Below are 19,533 nucleotides of genomic sequence, written 5' to 3' on the forward strand. Positions count from 1 at the left end.
TAGCTTCTACGAAATGAGTTCAATGCGGAAAGCGTGAAGCTCCGGGGGCGCGACAAATCCTTATACAAAAAAAGCCTGTCGACCGTCTCGCTTTTGCGAGACTATGTCGACAGGCTTTTTTTTGTTATTTAAAAAACAACCGTTTTGTTTCCATGGACGATAATTTGGTCATTCGCATGCCACATAACCGCTCGGGCAAGGGTGATTCGTTCCACATTCCGTCCGACGACCCGCAATTGATCAGTCGTATAACGATGGTTGACCCGTAGCACGTCCTGTTCAATGATCGGTCCTTCATCCAGATCATTGGTGACGTAATGGGCGGTTGCGCCGATGAGCTTCACCCCACGCGCGAAGGCCTTCGCGTATGGATTTGCCCCGATAAAGGCCGGCAGGAAGGAGTGATGAATATTAATAATCCGTTTCGGAAACGTACCGACAAAGGCGGGCGATAGAATTTGCATATACCTTGCAAGTACGATGAAATCTGCTTCATGCTGGTTGATGAGTTGAATCGCTTCAGCCTCGGCTTCATGTTTTGTTTCCTTAGTGACCGGAATATGGTAAAAAGGAATGCCGTATCCTTCGACCTCCTGGCGCAGGCTGTCATGGTTGCTGATCACAAGCGGGATGTCAACCTTCAGCTCGCCGGCCCGCCATTTCCATAAAAGCTCAAGCAGGCAATGATCTTCTTTGGAAACAAAAATCGCCATTTTCTTTCTGCGCGAAGCGAGTTCCATTTGCCAATCCATCTTAAAGCTGTCCGCCACTTCGGCAAACGCCTTTTTCACGTTGGCAAATTTCAATCCATTCTCAAATAAGTCAAACTCGATGCGGATAAAGAACATCCCTCCAGAGGGATCGGTAGAATATTGATCCGATTGGACGATGTTTGCCTGATGTTGATGCAGAAAGCTCGATACAGCAGAAACGATTCCAGGCTGATCGAGACAAGAAATTAATAAACGTGCACGTAATGGGGTTGTTTCATGTATCATCTTTTTCCTCCAGTAAGTTCAATCCTTTTTTCTGCTACTTCCCCTCCGGCTTCTTTTGAACGAATAACCGGGCTACTTCATAATTTACAATAACAGAGTAACAGAAGGAAGGGGGCCTCCATCATTGAAGCAAAAGAACCCGCCACTTGTCAATTGTCTATTTCATTCTGCTGAGCTAATTACTCCTTTTCAAATAAAACTTAAAGGCGCCGGTCTGACTTCTTTCCAACCGGTCGGCTGGACGCTTACGACTGCAACGAAGGAGCTGCCGCTGACAGTTGCCAGTCAGCAGGAGGGGGAGATCGAATTGGAGCTTCTCGATGCCTTTCCGTTCGGTGAAGATGCGTTTGTCGTTCATCTCGATCAGGCTTGCTATGTGCAAATTACAGAGGTTGTGCGCACGGAAAGCTTTGATGAGATGTTCGCGGAGGAAGCTGTTGAGCTTGGCGCTCGTTATGAAAAAGCAAAAACAAGCTTTGCCGTCTGGGCCCCGACAGCGACAGCGGTTACGGTGCATATCTTTGACGAATGGTACGACCAGTCGGGAACGGAGTACGTCTGTAAAAGAGGAGAAAAAGGGATATGGCGCGTCACGGTGCAGGGCGATCTGGAAATGAAATGGTACGAATACGAAGTCACCGTGAACCGCAGGCGCCAGCGCGTGGTCGATCCGTATGCCCGCTTTCTATCCGTAAATGGGGAGCGTGGGATGGTTGGAGACCTTGAAAAAACGAATCCTCCTGATTGGCCGGCCGCTTTTCCGCCCGAGAGAGCGGATGAAACCGAAGTGCTCATTTATGAACTTCATATCCGGGACTTTACGATTGACCCTCATAACGGCATCCGTCAGAAAGGCAAATATGCCGGATTGGCGGAAACAGGAACTCATGACCGTGACGGGCTCAGCACAGGACTTTCCTATTTACAGGAGCTCGGCATTACTCATGTGGAGCTGCTGCCGCTGCAGGAGTTCGGCAGTATCGATGAAAGCAATCGGGAGAAAGCCTATAATTGGGGCTATGATACGACTCATTTTTTTACGCCTGAAGGAAGCTACGCGACCGATCCGTATGACGGCTACTGCCGGATACAAGAACTTAAATTGATGATTCAGAGCATTCAGCGCCACGGTATAAAAGTGATTGTAGATATGGTGTTTAATCATGTCCACATTTGGGAGGAATCGGCGCTGGAGAAGCTTGTGCCGGGCTATTATTTCCGCTACCACCCTTCAGGAGCGATCAGCAACGGAACCGGCGTCGGGAATGATATTGCTTCGGAACGAAAGATGGCGAGGAAGCTGATCGTTGATGCGGTCTGCTACTGGCTTGAGGAATTTCAAGTAGACGGCTTTCGCTTTGATTTAATGGGAATTCTTGATGTCGAAACGATGAAGCAGATTTCGGCTGAAACATCGAAACGGGCAGAGAATCTTTTCCTGCTCGGTGAAGGGTGGGACTTACCGACGGCGCTTTCCGCGGAACAAAAAGCGAGTGTGAACCAGGCGAAGAATCTTCCGGCAATTGGTTTCTTTGCGGATCGTTTTCGCGATGCGATAAAAGGAGATGCCTTTTCAAGCTCCTCCTCCGGCTATGTTTCATCCGAGCAAAAGCCGGCTGTACTGAAAGCGATCGAGGACGGCCTCAAAGGAAGTCAAGCTTATTTCACCAAGCCGCGGCAGGCGGTTCACTACGTGGAGGCGCATGACAATCATACACTTTGGGATAAATTAAAGGTGGCAGCCCCCTATGAAGATGAGCGTCAATTACGCAAGCGGCATCGCCTCGCATGCGCGATTGTACTGTTGGCCCAGGGCGTTCCTTTTTTGCAGGCGGGTCAGGAATTTTTTCGCACGAAATATGGGGTGGAGAACAGCTACCGTTCTCCGGACTGGGTCAATCAAATTGACTGGAAACAAAGAGCAGTATTTCAGGAAAATGTTGAGTATATAAAAGGACTGATTGCGCTTCGCCGTCAACATCCGGCTTTGCGGCTGCCTTCCTATCAATTGATCGAGCGGCATTTCCACTTTTTATGTCTTGATCATCAGCGGATCGTCTATCATTTGGACCAGGTCGGGCAGTATGATCAGTGGGAGGAGATTGTCGTCTGTCATAACCCGACGACAGATAAACAGAAAATCGAGCTGCCAGGCGGGGGAGGCTGGCAAGTTGTCGTTGACGATCAGGCCGCATCTCTGATACCATTATATATAATTGGTTCGAACTGTGCGTATCTTCAACCATTATCGACGTTAGTGTGCGTAAAAGGAAATTGAGCAGAGCCTTGCGGTTGCAGCTCTGCTTTCTCTATTTACGAAGCAGAGGTAGAAAAATGCGGCGGTACAAAGGCAAAGCTGAAGAAATTGAGGGTGAATTGGGTGGAACATTTTTTAGGAGATGGCTGGAAGGTTCAACCAGCTGGAGGCGCAACAGGTGAAGCATATATAGCCCAGCAAGGTGAACAGACCGTTTTCCTGAAACGAAACTCGTCACCTTTTTTAGCCGTTCTTTCAGCGGAAGGAATCGTGCCGAAGCTGCTGTGGACAAAGCGGTTAGAGAACGGGGACGTCGTGACTGCCCAGCGCTGGGTGCAAGGAAGAGAGCTGAAGGCGGTGGAGATGAAAGAAAGCCGCGTCGCCGCTTTATTAGCGAAAATCCACGGATCCAGTGAATTGCTCGACATGTTTAAACGAATCGGAAATGAGCCTCTCACTCCTTATGTATTTGTGGAGAACCTAAGGAGACAGCTGCAAAAGAATCTGATTGAAAATGATATTATTGAACTCGGAATGAACTACCTGGTAGAGCAGCTTGAGCGCGTCTTATATGAACATGTTGTTGTTTGTCACTGCGATATTAATCATAACAATTGGATTTTAGATGAGGAAGAGCAGTTATACTTAATTGATTGGGACGGGGCGACGGTGTCCGATCCGGCTTTAGACCTTGGTCTGCTCCTTTATTCGTATGTTCCAGAAGAAAGCTGGGACGACTGGCTGAAGCAATATGGACTGGATCTGGGAGATTCGATTCAGGAACGCATGCACTGGTATGTTGTTGCGCAATCGATTTCCTCGCTTCTTTGGCATTTTGAACGGAGGCAGTATGAACAGGTTGAACAACTGAAAGATTATATTAAGAGCCTTTTAGTAAACCGCTTATAGTTTTTCACGTGTCAAAGTGCTGGTTGTCTCTGCAGGGTTACCGCTTACCCGTTGAGACAACCTTTTTTGCAGCGCAAAATCCAGCAATTATCTTCTTTTATTTCCTGGGGAATAGGCAATGATCCCGTCGAATTAGTCGACTGACAGGTTCGTTAGCCATTGCTCGACATCATTCTGCTGGAATGGCTCGGTATTTTTCTCGTGAAGCTGCTGAATTTGTTGCAACGTTTGCTGGACGGCAGGCTGAAGGGAAGCATCAACGGATAAATGAGACAGAAGCTGCTCAATTTGATCAGCTTCATCAATCGTCATATACTGTTCAGTAGCTTGATTTTGCAAAATATCCTTTAAAAGCTGTATTTTGTCGGCTGATGATAATGGCATACTTGTCACTCCTTGTACGTTTATCACTAGCTTGTGCAGCTTATAAAAAAGATATGTAAGATACTAGTAAGTGGAGGGGTACGAATGCGTTTACGTCATAAGCCTTGGGCGAGTGAGGAATTGGAACGCCATCCGGAGATTGTTATTCCGGCACCGGCGGAGGCAAAAGGGAACTGGAAAGACATTTTTGGAAATGAGCATCCGATTCATGTCGAAGTCGGAACGGGAAAGGGCAAATTTGTCACCGGGATGGGCGGTCTTCATCCGGATGTGAATTATATTGGAATTGAAAAGTACGACAGCGTGATAATTACGGCTTTAGAACGAGTCAAGGAAGCCGGTCGGGAAAACGTCAAGCTGTTAAAGCAGGATGTCAGTGATCTGCTCGATTTTTTTGCAGAGGGAGAAATCGATAGAATTTATATCAATTTCACCGATCCGTGGCCGAAGAAAAAGCATGCGAAGCGGAGGCTGACCCATGAAGGTTTTTTACAAATGTATCAAAAAGTGTTGAAGCCTGAAGGCGAGATTCACTTTAAAACAGATAACCAGAAGCTGTTTGAATTTTCTTTAGAGAGCTTCGCCAATTACGGAATGAAGCTGCAGCAGGTCAGCCTTGATCTTCACGCAAGTAATTTTGAGGGAAACGTCATGACCGAATATGAGCAGAAGTTCTCAGAAAAAGGAATGCGGATCTATCGCTGTGAAGCGAAATATCGATCGTAATTGCAACCTCGCCCTTCTAAATTTAGAGAGGAATGAACCAGGCTGATGACGAACTAGTACATCAGATGATTAGGGGGGATGGAGTTGGAACGATTAGAACGGGATGGACTAACGATTACATGGCTCAATGGCGGAGTGACCCATATGGATGGCGGCGCGATGTTTGGTGTCGTTCCAAAGCCGCTCTGGAGCAGAGCCTATCCAGTTAATGAAAACAATCAAATCGAACTGCGGACAGATCCTTTTTTAATCGAGAAGGACGGCTATCGTCTGCTTGTCGAAGGCGGGATTGGCAATGGACGGTTTACGGAAAAGCAAAAACGCAATTATGGCGTTTTGGAAGAAGCGAAGCTTGAGCAGGATCTTGCTGAACTTGGACTCGCTCCGACCGATATTGATGCCGTACTTCTGACTCATTTTCATTTTGATCATGCGACTGGATTAACGAAGGACGATGGCGGTCAGGAACGCTCTGTTTTTCCGAATGCGACGATTTACACATCAGCGACTGAGTGGAATGAGATGCAGCATCCTAATATTCGCTCGAAAAACACGTACTGGGAGCAGAACCGCACTGCGATAGCCGGTCAGGTCAAAACCTTCGAGCAGGAGCTTGAAATCATTGCCGGTGTAAGGATGGTTCATACCGGGGGGCACAGTGACGGGCACTCGATTTTAGTGATCGAGCATCAGGGGGAGACGTTTCTTCATCTGGCTGATCTGATGCCGACCCATGCGCATAAAAATGTCCTTTGGGTGCTGGCTTATGATGATTATCCGATGACTTCGATAGCGGCAAAGCAAAAGTGGCAGGCCTATGCCGAAGAGAAGGATGCTTATTATTTGTTTTATCATGATTACAAATACCGGGCGTTAAAGTGGAATAAGGATGGAGACATTACATACAGTCTACAGCGGGAACGCTCCTAAAAAAGGGCTGGGGAAAAGGTTGTTTTTCACCTTTTCCCCAGCCTCCTTTTATGCTAGCTGCAAATCGAGCAGGGCGCCGGTTTTTGTATCGACAAAAAATTCATACTGAACCGTGCCTTCTGCTGTCGTAGTCGACAACCCGCCACGGTAAACCTCATAGCTGATATGATTGCGTTCGATCGTTTCAGGCAGCATATGTATCCACGATCCTGAAATCGCATAGGCTTGACTTGCTGTTTTCTTCACTTCCTTCAACGCACGTTCGGGAGTAAGGCGTTCGCGTTCCAATGAAGGGCGAAGGACATAGCCTAACGCGAGGCCAATGCCTACTCCGGCAATAAAGCGTTTGATTGCCAATTCAATCATCCTTTCTTTCCGACTGATGGTGCAAAAAGCTCATCATCTGCTCGAGCAGATTTTCACAGCGCCGATTGGCGTTTGGGCTATAAGTAAAGCTGTTAAACAAATAGACACACAAGTAGTATAGCCGAAAAAAACGATCTTTCCAAATGTTTGTCCGGATTGTTCATGATTACTTAATTGTGGAAAAGTAGAGGTCATTCAGGATAGAATAGAAAACGTATATGTAACGAGGAAGGGGCGGTATGATGAATCAGGAAACGATGAAAATGTTTAAAACATTAACCGAACTTCAGGGAGCATCCGGGTTTGAGCATGAAGTACGGCGCTTTGTCCGTTCGGAGCTGGAAAAATATAGCGAAGATATCGTTCAGGACCGGCTTGGCAGCATCTTCGGCGTAAAGCGGGGGAACGGAGACGGCCCGACGGTGATGGTCGCGGGCCATATGGATGAAGTCGGTTTTATGGTAAGCTCGATTACGAAAAAGGGGCTTGTTCGCTTTCAGACGTTGGGTGGCTGGTGGAGCCAGGTTCTGCTCGCGCAGCGTGTTCAAATTATGACAGATGATGGACCGGTGATCGGGGTGATCGGCTCAACACCGCCTCATCTGCTGGAAGCCTCTCAGCGGACGAAGCCGGTAAAAGTAAAGGATATGTATATTGATATCGGCGCGGACGATCTTGAAGACGCAAAGAAGATCGGGATAAAGCCGGGGCAGCAAATAGTGCCGATCTGTCCGTTCACACCGATGGCCAATGAGAAAAAAATTCTGGCGAAAGCCTGGGATAACCGTTATGGAGTAGGACTGGCGATCGAACTGCTGAAGGAGCTGAAGGACGAAACGCTGCCAAATACGCTCTATTCGGGCGCCACGGTTCAGGAGGAAGTCGGCTTACGCGGCGCGACGACGGCTGCCAATCTGATTAAGCCGGATCTGTTTTATGCTCTTGATGCGAGTCCGGCTAACGATGCAACGGGAGGAAAGGATGCTTTTGGTCAGCTCGGAAAGGGAGCGCTGTTGCGTATTTTTGACCGGACGATGATTACCCATCGCGGCCTAAAGGATTTTGTTCTCGATACGGCTGAAACACATGATATCCCTTATCAGTTTTTTATTTCTCAAGGCGGAACTGACGCGGGACGTGTACATCTGGCTCACGACGGTGTCCCGTCGGCTGTGGTCGGCATCTGTTCGCGCTATATTCATACGGCCGCTTCAATCATTCATGTCGATGATTACGCAGCGGCAAAGGAACTTCTCATTCAGCTCGTCAAAACGAGTGACAAAGCGATGGTTGAGTCGCTTACAGCGTATTAACTTTCAAGCAAGAGAGACAGATAGAAGGAGAGATAACGATGAAGGTCGCAGTCGGTACAAAAAATCCAGCAAAGGTCCATGCCGTCAAGGATACGCTTATCCGTGAGACGATACATATTGCAAGTGTCGATGTCCCCTCCAACGTAGCCAGCCAGCCTTTTTCAGATGAAGAAACGATGACCGGAGCGCTGAACCGGGCAAAAGCGGCGGCAGAGCAGACGGGAGCCGTTCTCGGCTTTGGTCTTGAAGGCGGCGTAGTCAGAACGGTTGCCGGGCTTATGCTCTGCAACTGGGGCGCCCTTTATCATGAAGACGGTAGACACTGGATCGCCGGAGGTGCCAGGCTGCCTCTGCCTGATGAAGTGGCGAAACGTCTCGAGCAGGGAGAAGAGCTGGGCATCATTATGTCAAGCATTACTGGAGACGAGGCTGTCAGGAAGAAAGAAGGGGCGATCGGCATCTATACTTCCGGTTTGGTCAGCCGGAAAGAGATGTTCAGCCAGATTGTCAAATTGCTGTACGGACAATACTTGGCTTCCACCACGCAGCTAAAGCATTAAACAAGCTAGACGGTGTGAAATCCGTGCCTGGTTTGAACAGAGCTTGAGATTTGAGTAAGGGCTGGACAAAAGGTTGTTTTTTTACCTTTTGTCCAGCCCTTTCGTTGATTATTCAAAAATGTAGGCGAGTGCCTCAATTGCCTGGTCCGCATTTTCCACGACGAGCTGCGCTTTGTTTGCCAGCTCTTTTAGCGCGTGATGGTTGTCCCGCTCCCGAATAAGAATGACGGGCTTGCCAAGTGTCATCGCGCTTGCGGCATCCATAGCCGTATTCCACTGCTTGTACTTCGGTCCGAAATAGGCAATGACGACATCCGCTTTGGCGAGCAGCACTTGGGTTCGTAAATTGTTGATCTGCGAAGCCGCTTCATCTTTCGCAATCGCATCTGCCTGCGGGCCCAATATTTCCTCGCCGATATGGTCGGAGCGGTCGTGTTGTTCCATTGGACCAGTAAAAAGAAGAGGGAGCTGCTTCGCTTCGGCTTTCTGACGGATGTCATCGCGCCAATTACTGTGAATTTCCCCTGCTAAATAGACAGTTAATTCCATATCCTCATCCTCCTCGTCATCGGTTTACAGCTTCATTATAGCAAAAATAAGGAAAGCTGGCAGAAGGATGAAAAAGGTGTCTTGTCAGCAGGGGGACGGCAGAGTATGATTAAGAAGAACTGTGTCGAAAAAAGGAGTGTCGAGGTTTGAATAGAAAAAAAGGGGGCTTGCTCCTGGTTTGTGCTTTTGCTGCCTGGCTCAGCGGGTGCTCTGTCACCGAGCAGGAGGCAATTGAACTGAGCTATGAAGCCTTTCTCACAGAATTCGAGGAGGAACCATCCGTACCAAACACAGAAACGAAAAACATTGCTTTTTATATGCCGAGAGGTTTTGATATTGTGGAAGAAACGGAGTATAATCTTTTACTCCAGCGGGGGGAGCAGCTTTTTGTCCTGTTTCATCAGCCGGAAGAGCTGCAAACGAGCACGATCCATCTGGAAAGAGATCGTGAATTTGAACAAGAGGCTGTCGCATTCCATGTCGTGGAAACGGATGAGCATACCGCTTATTTTTGGGTCAATGAGGAAGACGATGAGCAGCTTCATGTGGTGACTGCGCTAGGAGGAGCGAAGCTGTCTACCTTAACGACATATGACGACTTGGTCAAAGATGTTGAACTGATGATGGACATTTTATTGTCCTACGAAGTGAGAACTGAATAAGAAGGTGAAAAAGCGAGATGAGGAACTTTTTGCAGCGCAAGGGTATCAGCCTGTCATGGCGTACATATTTTATTACAGCGCTTAGTTATATGGCGCTTGGCCTGTTTGCATCGCTGATTATCGGCTTGATCATCCGCACGGCCGGCGAGCAGATTTCGCTGTTTTGGCTCCCTGCTTTTGGGGGCTGGCTGGAAGAGGTCGGGGCGTTGACGATGAGTATGATGGGCCCGGCAATCGCGGTAGCTGTTGCATACGGTCTCAAAGCGCCGAGACTGGTGATCTTCGCAGCGATTATTAGCGGCGCGGCCGGAGCTGAGCTGGGCGGGCCTGCCGGTGCTTTTGTGGCGGCCGTTATTTCGACTGAATGCGGGAAGCTTGTCTCGCAGGAGACGAAGCTTGATATTATCGTAACTCCCTTTGTTACAATCATGACAGGATTTTTGGCAGCCTCGGTGATTGGTCCGTGGATTCAGCTCGGCATGCAGCAATTTGGCTATTTAATCATGTGGGGGACGGAGCAGCAGCCGATCATGATGGGGATCATCGTTGCAACGTTGATGGGACTTGCTTTGACGGCACCTATTTCCAGTGCCGCTCTGGCGATCATGCTTGAGCTGGAAGGAATTGCTGCCGGGGCGGCGACGGTCGGCTGCGCAGCACAGATGGTCGGCTTTGCGGTGAGCAGCTACCGGGAAAACGGCTGGTCCGGACTGATCTCGCTCGGGATCGGCACGTCAATGCTGCAAGTTCCGAATGTTGTAAAAAATCCTTTGATTCTCATTCCGCCGACAGCTGCGGGAGTCGTCCTCGCCCCATTTGCGACCGTCTTTTTTCAAATGACAAACAATGCGGCGGGCGCCGGAATGGGGACAAGCGGTCTCGTCGGGCCGATCATGACCTTTACAGACATGGGTTTTTCCGCTAATATATTTATCGCCATCATTGTCCTTTATTTCATCGGCCCGGCGTTGATTAGTCTGCCTATTTCCGAATGGATGAGAAGGAAAGGCTATATTAAGGCCGGAGATATGAAAATCGAACAATCGTAAAATAACGAGGAGGGAAACAGAGTGGAGCAGATTCAAACAGTGGAACAATTTCGTGAAATTTCAAGGAAAGAAGCGGCCGTTTTTATGTTCTCGGCTGACTGGTGTCCCGATTGCCGGGTGATCGAGCCGGTCCTTCCAAGAATTGAAGCGGACTTTCCGGGCTTTTCTTTTTATTATGTCGATCGTGACAAGTTCATTGATTTATGTGGGGAGCTTGATATTTTTGGGATTCCGAGCTTTCTCGTTTATGCAAACGGAGCAGAAATCGAGCGCTTTGTAAGCAAGGATCGCAAAACTCAGGAAGAAATCGAAGCGTTTTTAACAAAGGCAGAGGCAAAGCTTTAACAGATCATGGCGGATCCGCTCATTGCTTAGAAGCTGTGCCAAAAGGTAAAAAAACCAACCTTTGACCGAGGCAAGGGGCGGCTCCGTTCCAGCCGGAAGGAAAGAAAGGCACTTACCTTCCGGCTAAAAACCAAGCGAAGACTCCCCTTGTAATGGCTCCACACGCCACAAGCCCGCTCATTGCTTAGAAGCTGTGCCAAAAGGTAAAAAAACCAACCTTTTGGCACAGCTTCTTTATTTGGAACGGTTTTTTCTTTCTGGTACACTAAGGGAGATGATAAAGGAGCGTGTGTATATGAATATGCAACAATTTCGCAAGGAAATAGAAAAGAGGTTAGCGAGTGACGAGCGGTCGATAACCTATGATCATAAAGAAGCAACATTGCGTATCGAGGATAAGGAGCTTAAAAAAGGCGTGACCCTGGCTTTGAAGCCGCTGCTCGCCAAATGGGAACGAGAGGACTTCGCCGGAATTGACGAGGCACTGCGTTATGTGGAAGTGGGGCTTGCGGCGATGAAGCACACTCCGGCGCTGCAAGGAAATGAAAAGAAGGTCTTTCCGGTTATACGGGCAACTTCCTTTCCAACTGAAACAAAAGCGGGAGAGGCTTTGCTCTATGACGAGCATACAGCGGAAACCCGCATTTACTACGTGATTGATCTGGGGGACTCTTATACGTTGATCCATGAAGAGATGGCCGCTGAGTCTCCATATACAAAAGCGGAGATCGCTGAGATGGCCTTATTCAATCTTCGTTCCTTGCCACAGCCGCTAAAGGAGGATGTCGTAGCGGGAAATAAATTTTATTTCTTGCGGGCGAAAGACGGGTTTGATGCGAGTCGTGTCCTTGATCCATCATTATTAGAAAAAATGGACAAACAGGCCAGCGGTCAGCTTGCGCTCGCGATTCCCCATCAGGATGTGCTGATTTTTGCCGATATCGTCAATGAAAGAGGCTATGATGTGCTTGCCCAGATTGCTCTGCAATTTTTTGGCGAAGGGAGGGTTCCAGTTACGGCTCTGCCATTTATGTATGAGGATGGCGAGCTGGAGCCGACCTTTATCCTTGCCCAGCGCAAGCCGAGAACGGAGTAAATACGTATGTCAATCGGCAGACGGGCTATCTTTAATGGAAATCGGTCCTTTTTCACATCGCTGCATATGATACAATGAAAAATGAATAATTTTTTAATGAAGATGAAGGAGATTCAGGTGAAATGAACGTATGTTATAATCAATCGGGAATTGGCGACACGCTGATCATTAATGAGCGTGATATCGACGTATATCAGCGCGGATTTGAAAGAAGCGGAGATGTCGTCCGGATTTTTGATAAAGAGACGAATGAGACAGGCGGCTATAATATTTTTCATGCTTCCAGCTACGGCACGATCACAGATCATGGGCCGGTGAAGCTCACTGCGGCTATCAAGCAGTTGATTGCAAATGCTTTTAGGGAAAATGACGTAACGCCGGAGCTTGAACTGGAGGACAAGCCTTCCTTTGTTGTCGGCTATGTGGAAGAGAAGCAAAAGCATCCAAATGCTGACAAATTAAATGTTTGTCAAGTGAATGTCGGCAAAGAAACGTTGCAAATTGTTTGTGGAGCACCAAATGTTGAAGCTGGTCAGAAGGTCGTAGTTGCTCTGATCGGGGCCGTCATGCCGAGCGGCTTGAAAATTAAACAGGCCGCCCTGCGCGGAGTGGAGTCCTCCGGTATGATCTGTTCGGCCAAAGAACTGGCTCTTCCGAATGCTCCTGAAGAAAAAGGAATTCTCGTATTGTCTGATGATTACCAGGTAGGGGATGTATACGAACAAAGTGTATAAATGATGAAGATGGACTGTCTTCCCATTGTTTATTCAGTCCGAAGGCGGGCAATCGGCTACGTGAACGGAACGTAGCTTCGGGGGGCGTGCCAAAAGGGACGAATGACCTTTTGGCACGCCCCCTTTTTGCTTACAACGTTCGGTCCATTTTGTTTTGCCGGTGTCAATAGTACAATGAGCAAGTGACTCAATTTTAAAGAGAGAAAGTGAGTGAACGAACATGGGGCCGTTTTATCGCTTTATGAAACGATTGCAGCACTTTTTTGGTGGGGATGAAGAACATCTTCATAAGGAGCGGGAAACTGCCCGGGCGCCGAAGCCTTCCTCTCATACGAGAGCAGTTGACCCCGCCCTTCAGGAATCAAAAGTGCTCTACCATTATCCAAAGCAAGGGAAGTTTCGGTTTCCGTTATCCGTGGAGCCGGAGCAAAAGCAAAAAAGCTCGCGGACAAGCACTGTAAGGAAAAGAGCTTTTCAGCCTGAAGAAGAAACAATGAATCGTCATAACGATCATACTGGAGAGGACAAAAAAAGAGAGGAAAGGCCGCAAAAGACCGAAGCGGCCGTCCCGCCGCCATCGAAAAAAGCTGACTTTAAGCTCACGGCAGTTCCGTCCCCTGTCTATGGCTTCAGAGAACGGGAGCAGACGAGAAGCAAAATGGATGACACGCTATCTGTCTCACCCTTTCTTGCACGGCGGCAGGAAGAAATTGTCGAAGAGGTCGCTTTTCTTGGACAACCGAGGGAAGTGCCGGAAGTAGAAAGCGGATGGACAAGCGATGTTGAAATGGAGCCGGAAAAAAGAGGCACACCAGTAAGTGAATCTGAGGGCGGGTCGGACGTAGAGCGTCTATCGGCCAATATACGTGAGGCCGTGCTGGACGAGGAAAGCGAATCTGCATATGAACCAGAAATGAGACTGGAAGAAGAGGAAAGCGAATCGGCATATGAACCAGAAGTGAGACCGGAAGAAGAGGAAAGCGAATGGATCAGTGAGCCAGTAATGGAGCTGAAAGAAGAACGAGAGGAAGCTGTGGCGATGACGGAGGAGGAATATTTGAATCCGGGCATAGCTGCTGAAGAGGAAACCGAACTGGAGGAAGCGTTGATTGAGCCGGAGCCTACAGAAGTGCTGGAGCAGGATGAAGGGCAGGTAACGGAGGTTGCTCAGACAGCACAAGAATCGGAGCAGCAGCCTGAGTCAACGTCTGAGCAGGAGCAAGGGACGAGAGAATCGGCTGCTCCTGAGCGATCAGAAGTCAAAAAGCCGGCGGTTCCTTTTAACGTGATGATGCTGCCGCAGGACAGAAGCAAGCAAAGGCAAAAAGCTGAGCAACAAAGGCGTACAGAAACTGCAACAGAACCGCCGTCTCCCGCTTACGAGCGGCCAGGCATTCAGCTGCTGCATTACCCGCAAGTGCAGCAGGAGGATGAGACAGAGTGGCTGAATGAGCAGGCGCTGATCCTCGAAGAAGCCTTGCAGAGCTTCCATGTCGATGCAAAGGTTGTCCATACGACAAAGGGACCGTCCGTGACGCGTTATGAAATTCAGCCGGCGCGCGGGGTGAAGGTGAATAAGGTGACAGGGCTTGTCGATGATATTAAGCTTGCGCTAGCGGCGAAGGATATTCGGATTGAAGCGCCGATTCCCGGAAAAAATACGATCGGCATCGAAGTTCCGAATCGTTCGTCTGCGCCGGTGTTTTTACGGGAAATCTTAAGACGAGACGTATTCATCCGCTCGCAATCACCGTTAACGGTTGCGTTGGGCCTTGATATTTCCGGTCAGCCGATCGTGACGGATTTAAAGAAAATGCCACACGGCCTCGTCGCTGGAGCGACAGGGTCCGGGAAGAGTGTGTGCATCAATTCGATTTTAGTCAGCCTTCTTTACAAAGCGTCACCGGATGAGGTGAAAATTCTGCTTATTGATCCGAAAATGGTTGAGCTCGCACCATATAATGGCGTGCCGCATTTAGTGGCGCCGGTAATCACCGATGCCAAGCAGGCGACGGCTGCGCTAAAGTGGGTAGTTGAAGAAATGGAAAAAAGATATGAGCTCTTTAGTGAACGTGGAGTGCGCGATGTAGGCCGCTATAATGACCTTTATTCGGAGCATCCGGACAAGCCAGCGATGCCGTTCATTCTCGTCGTTATTGATGAACTTGCTGATTTAATGATGGTCTCGCCGCAGGATGTCGAGGATTCGATCTGCCGGATCGCGCAAAAGGCGAGAGCGTGCGGCATTCATCTTCTTCTTGCAACGCAGCGTCCGTCCGTCGACGTCATTACGGGCTTAATTAAAGCGAATATCCCGACGCGGATCGCCTTCTCTGTCTCATCGCAGACCGATTCACGCACGATCCTTGATATGGGGGGAGCGGAACGCTTACTTGGACGCGGCGATATGCTGTTTCACGAAAACGGGACGCCGAAGCCGGTACGCGTACAGGGGACGTTCGTGTCGGATGAAGAAATTGAAGGCGTCATCGCCTATGTGAAAAAACAGCGTCAGCCCGACTATTTGCTTGAAATCAACCAGCTGCAGCGGGTCGCCGAGCATAGTGAAGCGGATGATGAATATTTTGAGGAAGCTTGCTACTATGTGCTTGAGCAGGGCGGGGCTTCTGCCTCCAGCTTACAGCGCCGTTTCCGGATCGGCTATAACCGCGCCGCCCGCCTGATCGATTTAATGGAGGAGCGGGGGATTATTTCACAGGCAATGGGCAGCAAGCCGCGCCATGTATTAGTGGATGAAATCGAACTGGAGGAGCGTCTGTATCATCATGAAATGTAAGGGATTCAATCTTATATCTTGTTTTCGAGGTGAAGGTTTTATATGATAGGGAAGATACAAGCTTTGAAAAACGACAACGTCTTATTGAAAGAATAGGCGCGAACAAAGACAGAGTGGGTCGGTATAAGGGAGCATAGAAGGAATGAAAGAAATCACGAAAAAATTAAATGGCGAAATCAAACGGCTAACAAATGAGACTTTTAAATTCGATGAACGGGTAAAAGAAGGCTGGTTTTCAGCAGTTTATTTTTTAAAGACGAGAGAAATTGTTGAAAAGTATCGACCGAATAATATCGTCACCATGCAATTTTTTCAAAAAGAACATGCTGTATTATGTGGAACGGATGAAGTGATTGCTCTTATCCGTACGTTTGCAAACGATGCCGATAAATTGGAATTGCGCTCCTTACAGGACGGAGACAAGATTAAACCGTTTGAGACCGTATTTACTATAACAGGTAAATACGAGGATTTTGGTTACCTGGAAGGAATTATTGATGGAATTTTCGCACGACGGACCTCTGTCGCCACGAATGTGTACAATGTTGTCAAGGCGGCGCGGCAGTCAGGAGTGCAAAAGCCGATCATTTTCATGGGAGATCGCGATGATCACTATACCCAGCAGGCTGGCGATGGCTATGCGGCTTACATCGGCGGATCAAAGGCGCAGGCAACCCACGCGATGAATGAATGGTGGGGCAAGCAGGGAATGGGGACGATGCCTCATGCTCTTATTCAGCTGTTCGAAGGCGATGTCGTCGAAGCGACACGAGCTTATAAGGAAACGTACCCGCAAGATGAGCTGATGGCGCTCGTCGATTATAATAATGATGTGATCACAGATTCCTTGAAGGTAGCCCGGGCATTTGGGGAAGACTTAAAAGGAGTCCGGGTCGACACGTCCAGAACGATGGTTGATCGCTATTTTTGCCGTAACCCTGAAGTAATGGGCTCCTTTGATCCGCGTGGCGCGAATCCGACTTTGCTATTTGCTTTGCGCGAAGCTTTGGATCAGGAAGGCTTTGACCATGTGAAAATTATTGCGACAGGAGGCTTCAATGCCCAGCGGATTAAGGAGTATGAAGAAGTCGGAGTCCCCGTTGATATTTACGGCGTCGGCGGCAGCCTGTTGAAAATTACAATCGGTTTCACGGGGGATAACGTCTTGTTAAACGGCAAACACCAGGCAAAGGCGGGACGTCGTTTTCGCGATAATCCTCGTTTGGAACTAGTGGAGGATTAAAAACTGGGTCTTTTTTACATAAAAACACATATACTAGTGGATAAAGAGAAATTTAAAGCGTATAGTGATGGCTTGCGTTTTTTGATATAATGGAGAAATGTGCAAACAGCGAAATATCCTTCATTGTTAAAAGCCACGGGAAGTTTGGAGGTCCATATGACGAAATATCATTTTATTGGAATAAAGGGGTCAGGGATGAGTGCTCTCGCTCAAATTCTTCATGATATGAAGGAGGATGTGCAAGGGTCTGATGTGGAAAAGCGGTTTTTTACACAGCGTCCTTTGGAGCAAAAAGGAATCCCGCTCTTTCCATTTGATCGTAACAATATTGAAGCTGATCAGGAAATCATTGTCTCTGCGGCTTATGGAGAAGATCATGAGGAAGTTCTGCGTGCGAAAGAGCTTGGCCTCACGATGAAGAAGTATCCGACCTTTTTAGGTGAATTTATTCAAAATTTCACAAGCATTGCCGTGACAGGATCTCACGGAAAAACATCGACGACTGGTTTGTTGGCTCACGTGCTCGGCGCCACCTTCCCGACCTCTTATTTAATTGGGGACGGGACTGGAAAGGGAGAAGAAAATTCTTCTTATTTTGTCTTTGAAGCGTGCGAATACCGCCGGCACTTTTTGAATTATGAGCCTGACTATTGTATTATGACAAACATTGATTTTGATCATCCTGATTATTTCAAGGATGTACAGGATGTTTTTTCAGCTTTTCAGGAAATGGCCATGCAGGTGAAGAAGGCAATTGTCGCTTGTGGGGACGATGAATATCTTCAGGAAATCCATGCGAATGTGCCGGTGGTCTATTATGGATTCGGGGAAGATAATGATTTCCAAGCTCGAAATATAGAGACAACCGCAGAAGGAAGCAGCTTTGATGTATTCGTACGGAATAGCTTCTATGGCTCATTCATGATTCCGGGGTTTGGAAACCATAATGTTCTTAATGCTCTGGCTGTCATTGCGCTGTGCCATTATGAGAATGTTTCGGCTGAAACGGTCAAAGAGCATTTACTGACTTTCCCTGGAGTGAAGCGCCGCTTCAGTGAGAAAAAGATGAACGACCAAATTCTCATTGATGATTATGCGCATCACCCGACCGAAATTGCAGCAACGATTGAGGCGGCAAAAAAGAAATACCCTGAGTACGAGGTGGTGGCTGTATTTCAGCCTCATACCTTTACCCGAACGAAAGCTTTTTTAACAGAATTCGCCGAAGCTCTACAAGGCGCCGATGCGGTCTACCTTTGCGATATTTTCGGCTCTGCCCGGGAAAATACCGGCGAGCTGTCGATTCATGATTTGCAAAACCTGATCCCTGGAGCAAAGCTGATTAAAGAACATACGACAGCCGAGCTGCGCGACCATCACAACAGCGTCGTTTTATTTATGGGTGCTGGCGACATCCAGAAGTTCCAGCAGGCATATGAATCAGTGGTTGCAGAAAAGAATTGATTTAAAACATAATGCTAATGCCTCTGGAGTATATTCCAGAGGCTTTCTTTATTTTACTATAATAAAATGAGAATTTATAATGCTGGAGGGGAGAGTTTAGCTTGAGAAAAAAATCAGTAAATGCCTCAGAAGTGGCAAAGCGTTCAGGTGTTTCCCAATCAACTGTCTCACGTGTATTTACACCGGGGTCAAATGTTGCTGAAAAAACAAGGCAAAAAGTATTGAAGGCAGCAAAAGAATTAAATTATCTCCCTAATGCACTCGCCCGAGGGTTAATTATGAATAAATCGAGCATCGTTGGAATTGCGATGAAAGAAAATCAAAATCCATTTTATCAGGATGTGCTTACGCGCTTAACGAATGGCCTGCATGAGAAGGGATATCAGGTTTTGTTTGTGTATACAAAGAATGATGAAATTGAGCATGAAGATATTTATAAGTTTATGGAGTACAGTGTTGAAGGCGTAATTATTACAGATGCCTTTTTATCATCTGAAGTGGCGATGCGATTAAGTACGAATCACATTCCTTTTGTATTGCTTAACCGTTACAATATTAATATGCCCTGTCATGCCGTGTGCTGTGATAACTATAAGGCTGCAGAGGAAATTGCATTCGTCTTGTATGAAAAGGGCTATCGAACTCCGGCTTATATCACCGGGAAATTAAACACGTCGACCAATAATGACCGTAAGCTCGGTTTTTTCAATGCGTGGAAATCAAAAGGCATTACCCCTCTTATTGAAGAGGGTGATTATACCTATGAAGGAGGGTTTAAAGCAGCCCGCAATCTGCTGAATGGTCCTATCCGGCCGGATGCAGTATTTGCAGCGAACGATGTATTGGCATTCGGAGCAATGGATGCGATGAAAGCAAGAGGGGTAAAGATTCCAAAGGATATTGCCGTTGTCGGATTTGATAATATTAAAATGGCAAGCTGGATTTCTTATTCTTTAACGACATGGGAGCAGCCGGTTGAAGATATGGTAAACTTGACGATTCAAAAACTGTTAAACGAAATAAATGGGCAAAGTGAAGAGCGGACCCCTGTATTTCTGCCTGGGAAACTGATTATTCGCAATACAATTTGAATATTAAAATAAAAAAATGTTGACTAATGTAAGCGTTTTATTTTAGTATTTACTCATGCA

General features: G+C 47.7%; 19 protein-coding genes. 15 read left to right on the forward strand and 4 right to left on the reverse strand.

Going from position 1 to position 19,533, the window contains the following annotated elements; translation table 11 throughout:
- Positions 1-128: 128 nt before the first annotated feature.
- The gene (purU, locus tag ABMB67_RS09870; RefSeq protein ID WP_251223743.1) at positions 129-998 is read right to left on the reverse strand and encodes a formyltetrahydrofolate deformylase; all 870 of its coding nucleotides are present in this window, start codon (positions 996-998) and stop codon (positions 129-131) included.
- A 124-nt stretch (positions 999-1,122) separates the two neighbouring features.
- Between purU and pulA the strand changes: the two genes are divergently transcribed.
- On the forward strand, positions 1,123-3,276 hold the full coding sequence (pulA, locus tag ABMB67_RS09875) for a type I pullulanase (RefSeq protein ID WP_354571957.1): 2,154 nt from the start codon (positions 1,123-1,125) through the stop codon (positions 3,274-3,276).
- 102 nt (positions 3,277-3,378) lie between these two features.
- Positions 3,379-4,164 (forward strand): phosphotransferase, encoded by a 786-nt coding sequence (locus ABMB67_RS09880; RefSeq protein WP_251223745.1) that lies wholly within the window; start codon positions 3,379-3,381, stop codon positions 4,162-4,164.
- 132 nt (positions 4,165-4,296) lie between these two features.
- On the opposite strand, the gene ABMB67_RS09885 is transcribed toward ABMB67_RS09880, so the two are convergent.
- A complete protein-coding gene (locus ABMB67_RS09885) occupies positions 4,297-4,548 on the reverse strand; it encodes a YtzH-like family protein (RefSeq protein ID WP_251223746.1) in 252 nt (83 codons plus the stop codon).
- Between the two features lie 84 nt (positions 4,549-4,632).
- Here ABMB67_RS09885 and trmB point away from each other — a divergent pair, with 84 nt between their 5' ends.
- On the forward strand, positions 4,633-5,274 hold the full coding sequence (gene trmB, locus ABMB67_RS09890; protein WP_354571958.1) for a tRNA (guanosine(46)-N7)-methyltransferase TrmB: 642 nt from the start codon (positions 4,633-4,635) through the stop codon (positions 5,272-5,274).
- Positions 5,275-5,358: 84 nt separating this feature from the next.
- The gene (locus ABMB67_RS09895; RefSeq protein WP_354571959.1) at positions 5,359-6,204 is read left to right on the forward strand and encodes a YtnP family quorum-quenching lactonase; all 846 of its coding nucleotides are present in this window, start codon (positions 5,359-5,361) and stop codon (positions 6,202-6,204) included.
- A gap of 48 nt (positions 6,205-6,252) precedes the next feature.
- On the opposite strand, the gene ABMB67_RS09900 is transcribed toward ABMB67_RS09895, so the two are convergent.
- Positions 6,253-6,561 (reverse strand): PepSY domain-containing protein, encoded by a 309-nt coding sequence (locus ABMB67_RS09900; RefSeq protein WP_354571960.1) that lies wholly within the window; start codon positions 6,559-6,561, stop codon positions 6,253-6,255.
- Between the two features lie 251 nt (positions 6,562-6,812).
- Between ABMB67_RS09900 and ABMB67_RS09905 the strand changes: the two genes are divergently transcribed.
- Positions 6,813-7,883 (forward strand): M42 family metallopeptidase, encoded by a 1,071-nt coding sequence (locus ABMB67_RS09905; RefSeq protein WP_354572034.1) that lies wholly within the window; start codon positions 6,813-6,815, stop codon positions 7,881-7,883.
- Between the two features lie 38 nt (positions 7,884-7,921).
- Positions 7,922-8,443, forward strand: coding sequence for a DUF84 family protein (locus ABMB67_RS09910; protein ID WP_251223751.1), 522 nt, complete (start codon positions 7,922-7,924; stop codon positions 8,441-8,443).
- Positions 8,444-8,551: 108 nt separating this feature from the next.
- Here ABMB67_RS09910 and ABMB67_RS09915 read toward each other — a convergent pair whose 3' ends face one another.
- Positions 8,552-8,992 (reverse strand): YtoQ family protein, encoded by a 441-nt coding sequence (locus ABMB67_RS09915; RefSeq protein ID WP_354571961.1) that lies wholly within the window; start codon positions 8,990-8,992, stop codon positions 8,552-8,554.
- Between the two features lie 146 nt (positions 8,993-9,138).
- On the opposite strand from ABMB67_RS09915, the gene ABMB67_RS09920 reads away from it, so the two are divergent.
- The 9 genes from ABMB67_RS09920 (at position 9,139) to ABMB67_RS09960 (ending at position 19,473) form a co-directional block, all read left to right on the forward strand.
- Positions 9,139-9,654, forward strand: coding sequence for a hypothetical protein (locus ABMB67_RS09920; protein WP_354571962.1), 516 nt, complete (start codon positions 9,139-9,141; stop codon positions 9,652-9,654).
- 17 nt (positions 9,655-9,671) lie between these two features.
- A complete protein-coding gene (locus ABMB67_RS09925; protein ID WP_251223754.1) occupies positions 9,672-10,703 on the forward strand; it encodes a PTS sugar transporter subunit IIC in 1,032 nt (343 codons plus the stop codon).
- Between the two features lie 21 nt (positions 10,704-10,724).
- Positions 10,725-11,048, forward strand: coding sequence for a thioredoxin family protein (locus ABMB67_RS09930; protein ID WP_251223755.1), 324 nt, complete (start codon positions 10,725-10,727; stop codon positions 11,046-11,048).
- A gap of 295 nt (positions 11,049-11,343) precedes the next feature.
- Positions 11,344-12,144: a DUF1444 domain-containing protein gene (locus ABMB67_RS09935; RefSeq protein WP_251223756.1), complete on the forward strand. Its 801-nt coding sequence runs from the start codon at positions 11,344-11,346 to the stop codon at positions 12,142-12,144.
- Between the two features lie 122 nt (positions 12,145-12,266).
- A complete protein-coding gene (gene ytpR, locus ABMB67_RS09940) occupies positions 12,267-12,878 on the forward strand; it encodes a YtpR family tRNA-binding protein (RefSeq protein WP_251223757.1) in 612 nt (203 codons plus the stop codon).
- Positions 12,879-13,098: 220 nt separating this feature from the next.
- A complete protein-coding gene (locus ABMB67_RS09945) occupies positions 13,099-15,675 on the forward strand; it encodes a DNA translocase FtsK (protein WP_354571963.1) in 2,577 nt (858 codons plus the stop codon).
- Between the two features lie 142 nt (positions 15,676-15,817).
- Entirely contained in the window at positions 15,818-16,918 is a 1,101-nt protein-coding gene (locus ABMB67_RS09950) for a nicotinate phosphoribosyltransferase (protein ID WP_354571964.1), read from the forward strand.
- Positions 16,919-17,074: 156 nt separating this feature from the next.
- Positions 17,075-18,382, forward strand: coding sequence for a UDP-N-acetylmuramate--L-alanine ligase (gene murC / locus ABMB67_RS09955; protein ID WP_354571965.1), 1,308 nt, complete (start codon positions 17,075-17,077; stop codon positions 18,380-18,382).
- Positions 18,383-18,483: 101 nt separating this feature from the next.
- A complete protein-coding gene (locus tag ABMB67_RS09960; RefSeq protein ID WP_354571966.1) occupies positions 18,484-19,473 on the forward strand; it encodes a LacI family DNA-binding transcriptional regulator in 990 nt (329 codons plus the stop codon).
- The last annotated feature ends 60 nt before the right edge of the window (positions 19,474-19,533 follow it).

This window comes from Halalkalibacter oceani (assembly GCF_040544555.1).
In the GTDB taxonomy this organism is placed as follows: domain Bacteria; phylum Bacillota; class Bacilli; order Bacillales; family Bacillaceae_D; genus Halalkalibacter; species Halalkalibacter oceani.

Bases quoted from the DNA above. Each gene is read 5' to 3' on its own strand.
- ABMB67_RS09945 (WP_354571963.1), top strand. From the start codon at position 13,099: ATGGGGCCGTTTTATCGCTTTATGAAACGATTGCAGCACTTTTTTGGT.
- purU (WP_251223743.1), bottom strand. From the start codon at position 998: ATGATACATGAAACAACCCCATTACGTGCACGTTTATTAATTTCTTGT.
- ABMB67_RS09905 (WP_354572034.1), top strand. From the start codon at position 6,813: ATGAATCAGGAAACGATGAAAATGTTTAAAACATTAACCGAACTTCAG.
- ABMB67_RS09915 (WP_354571961.1), bottom strand. From the start codon at position 8,992: ATGGAATTAACTGTCTATTTAGCAGGGGAAATTCACAGTAATTGGCGC.
- ABMB67_RS09910 (WP_251223751.1), top strand. From the start codon at position 7,922: ATGAAGGTCGCAGTCGGTACAAAAAATCCAGCAAAGGTCCATGCCGTC.
- ABMB67_RS09925 (WP_251223754.1), top strand. From the start codon at position 9,672: ATGAGGAACTTTTTGCAGCGCAAGGGTATCAGCCTGTCATGGCGTACA.
- trmB (WP_354571958.1), top strand. From the start codon at position 4,633: ATGCGTTTACGTCATAAGCCTTGGGCGAGTGAGGAATTGGAACGCCAT.
- ABMB67_RS09935 (WP_251223756.1), top strand. From the start codon at position 11,344: ATGAATATGCAACAATTTCGCAAGGAAATAGAAAAGAGGTTAGCGAGT.
- ABMB67_RS09950 (WP_354571964.1), top strand. From the start codon at position 15,818: ATGAAAGAAATCACGAAAAAATTAAATGGCGAAATCAAACGGCTAACA.
- murC (WP_354571965.1), top strand. From the start codon at position 17,075: ATGACGAAATATCATTTTATTGGAATAAAGGGGTCAGGGATGAGTGCT.
- ABMB67_RS09885 (WP_251223746.1), bottom strand. From the start codon at position 4,548: ATGCCATTATCATCAGCCGACAAAATACAGCTTTTAAAGGATATTTTG.
- ytpR (WP_251223757.1), top strand. From the start codon at position 12,267: ATGAACGTATGTTATAATCAATCGGGAATTGGCGACACGCTGATCATT.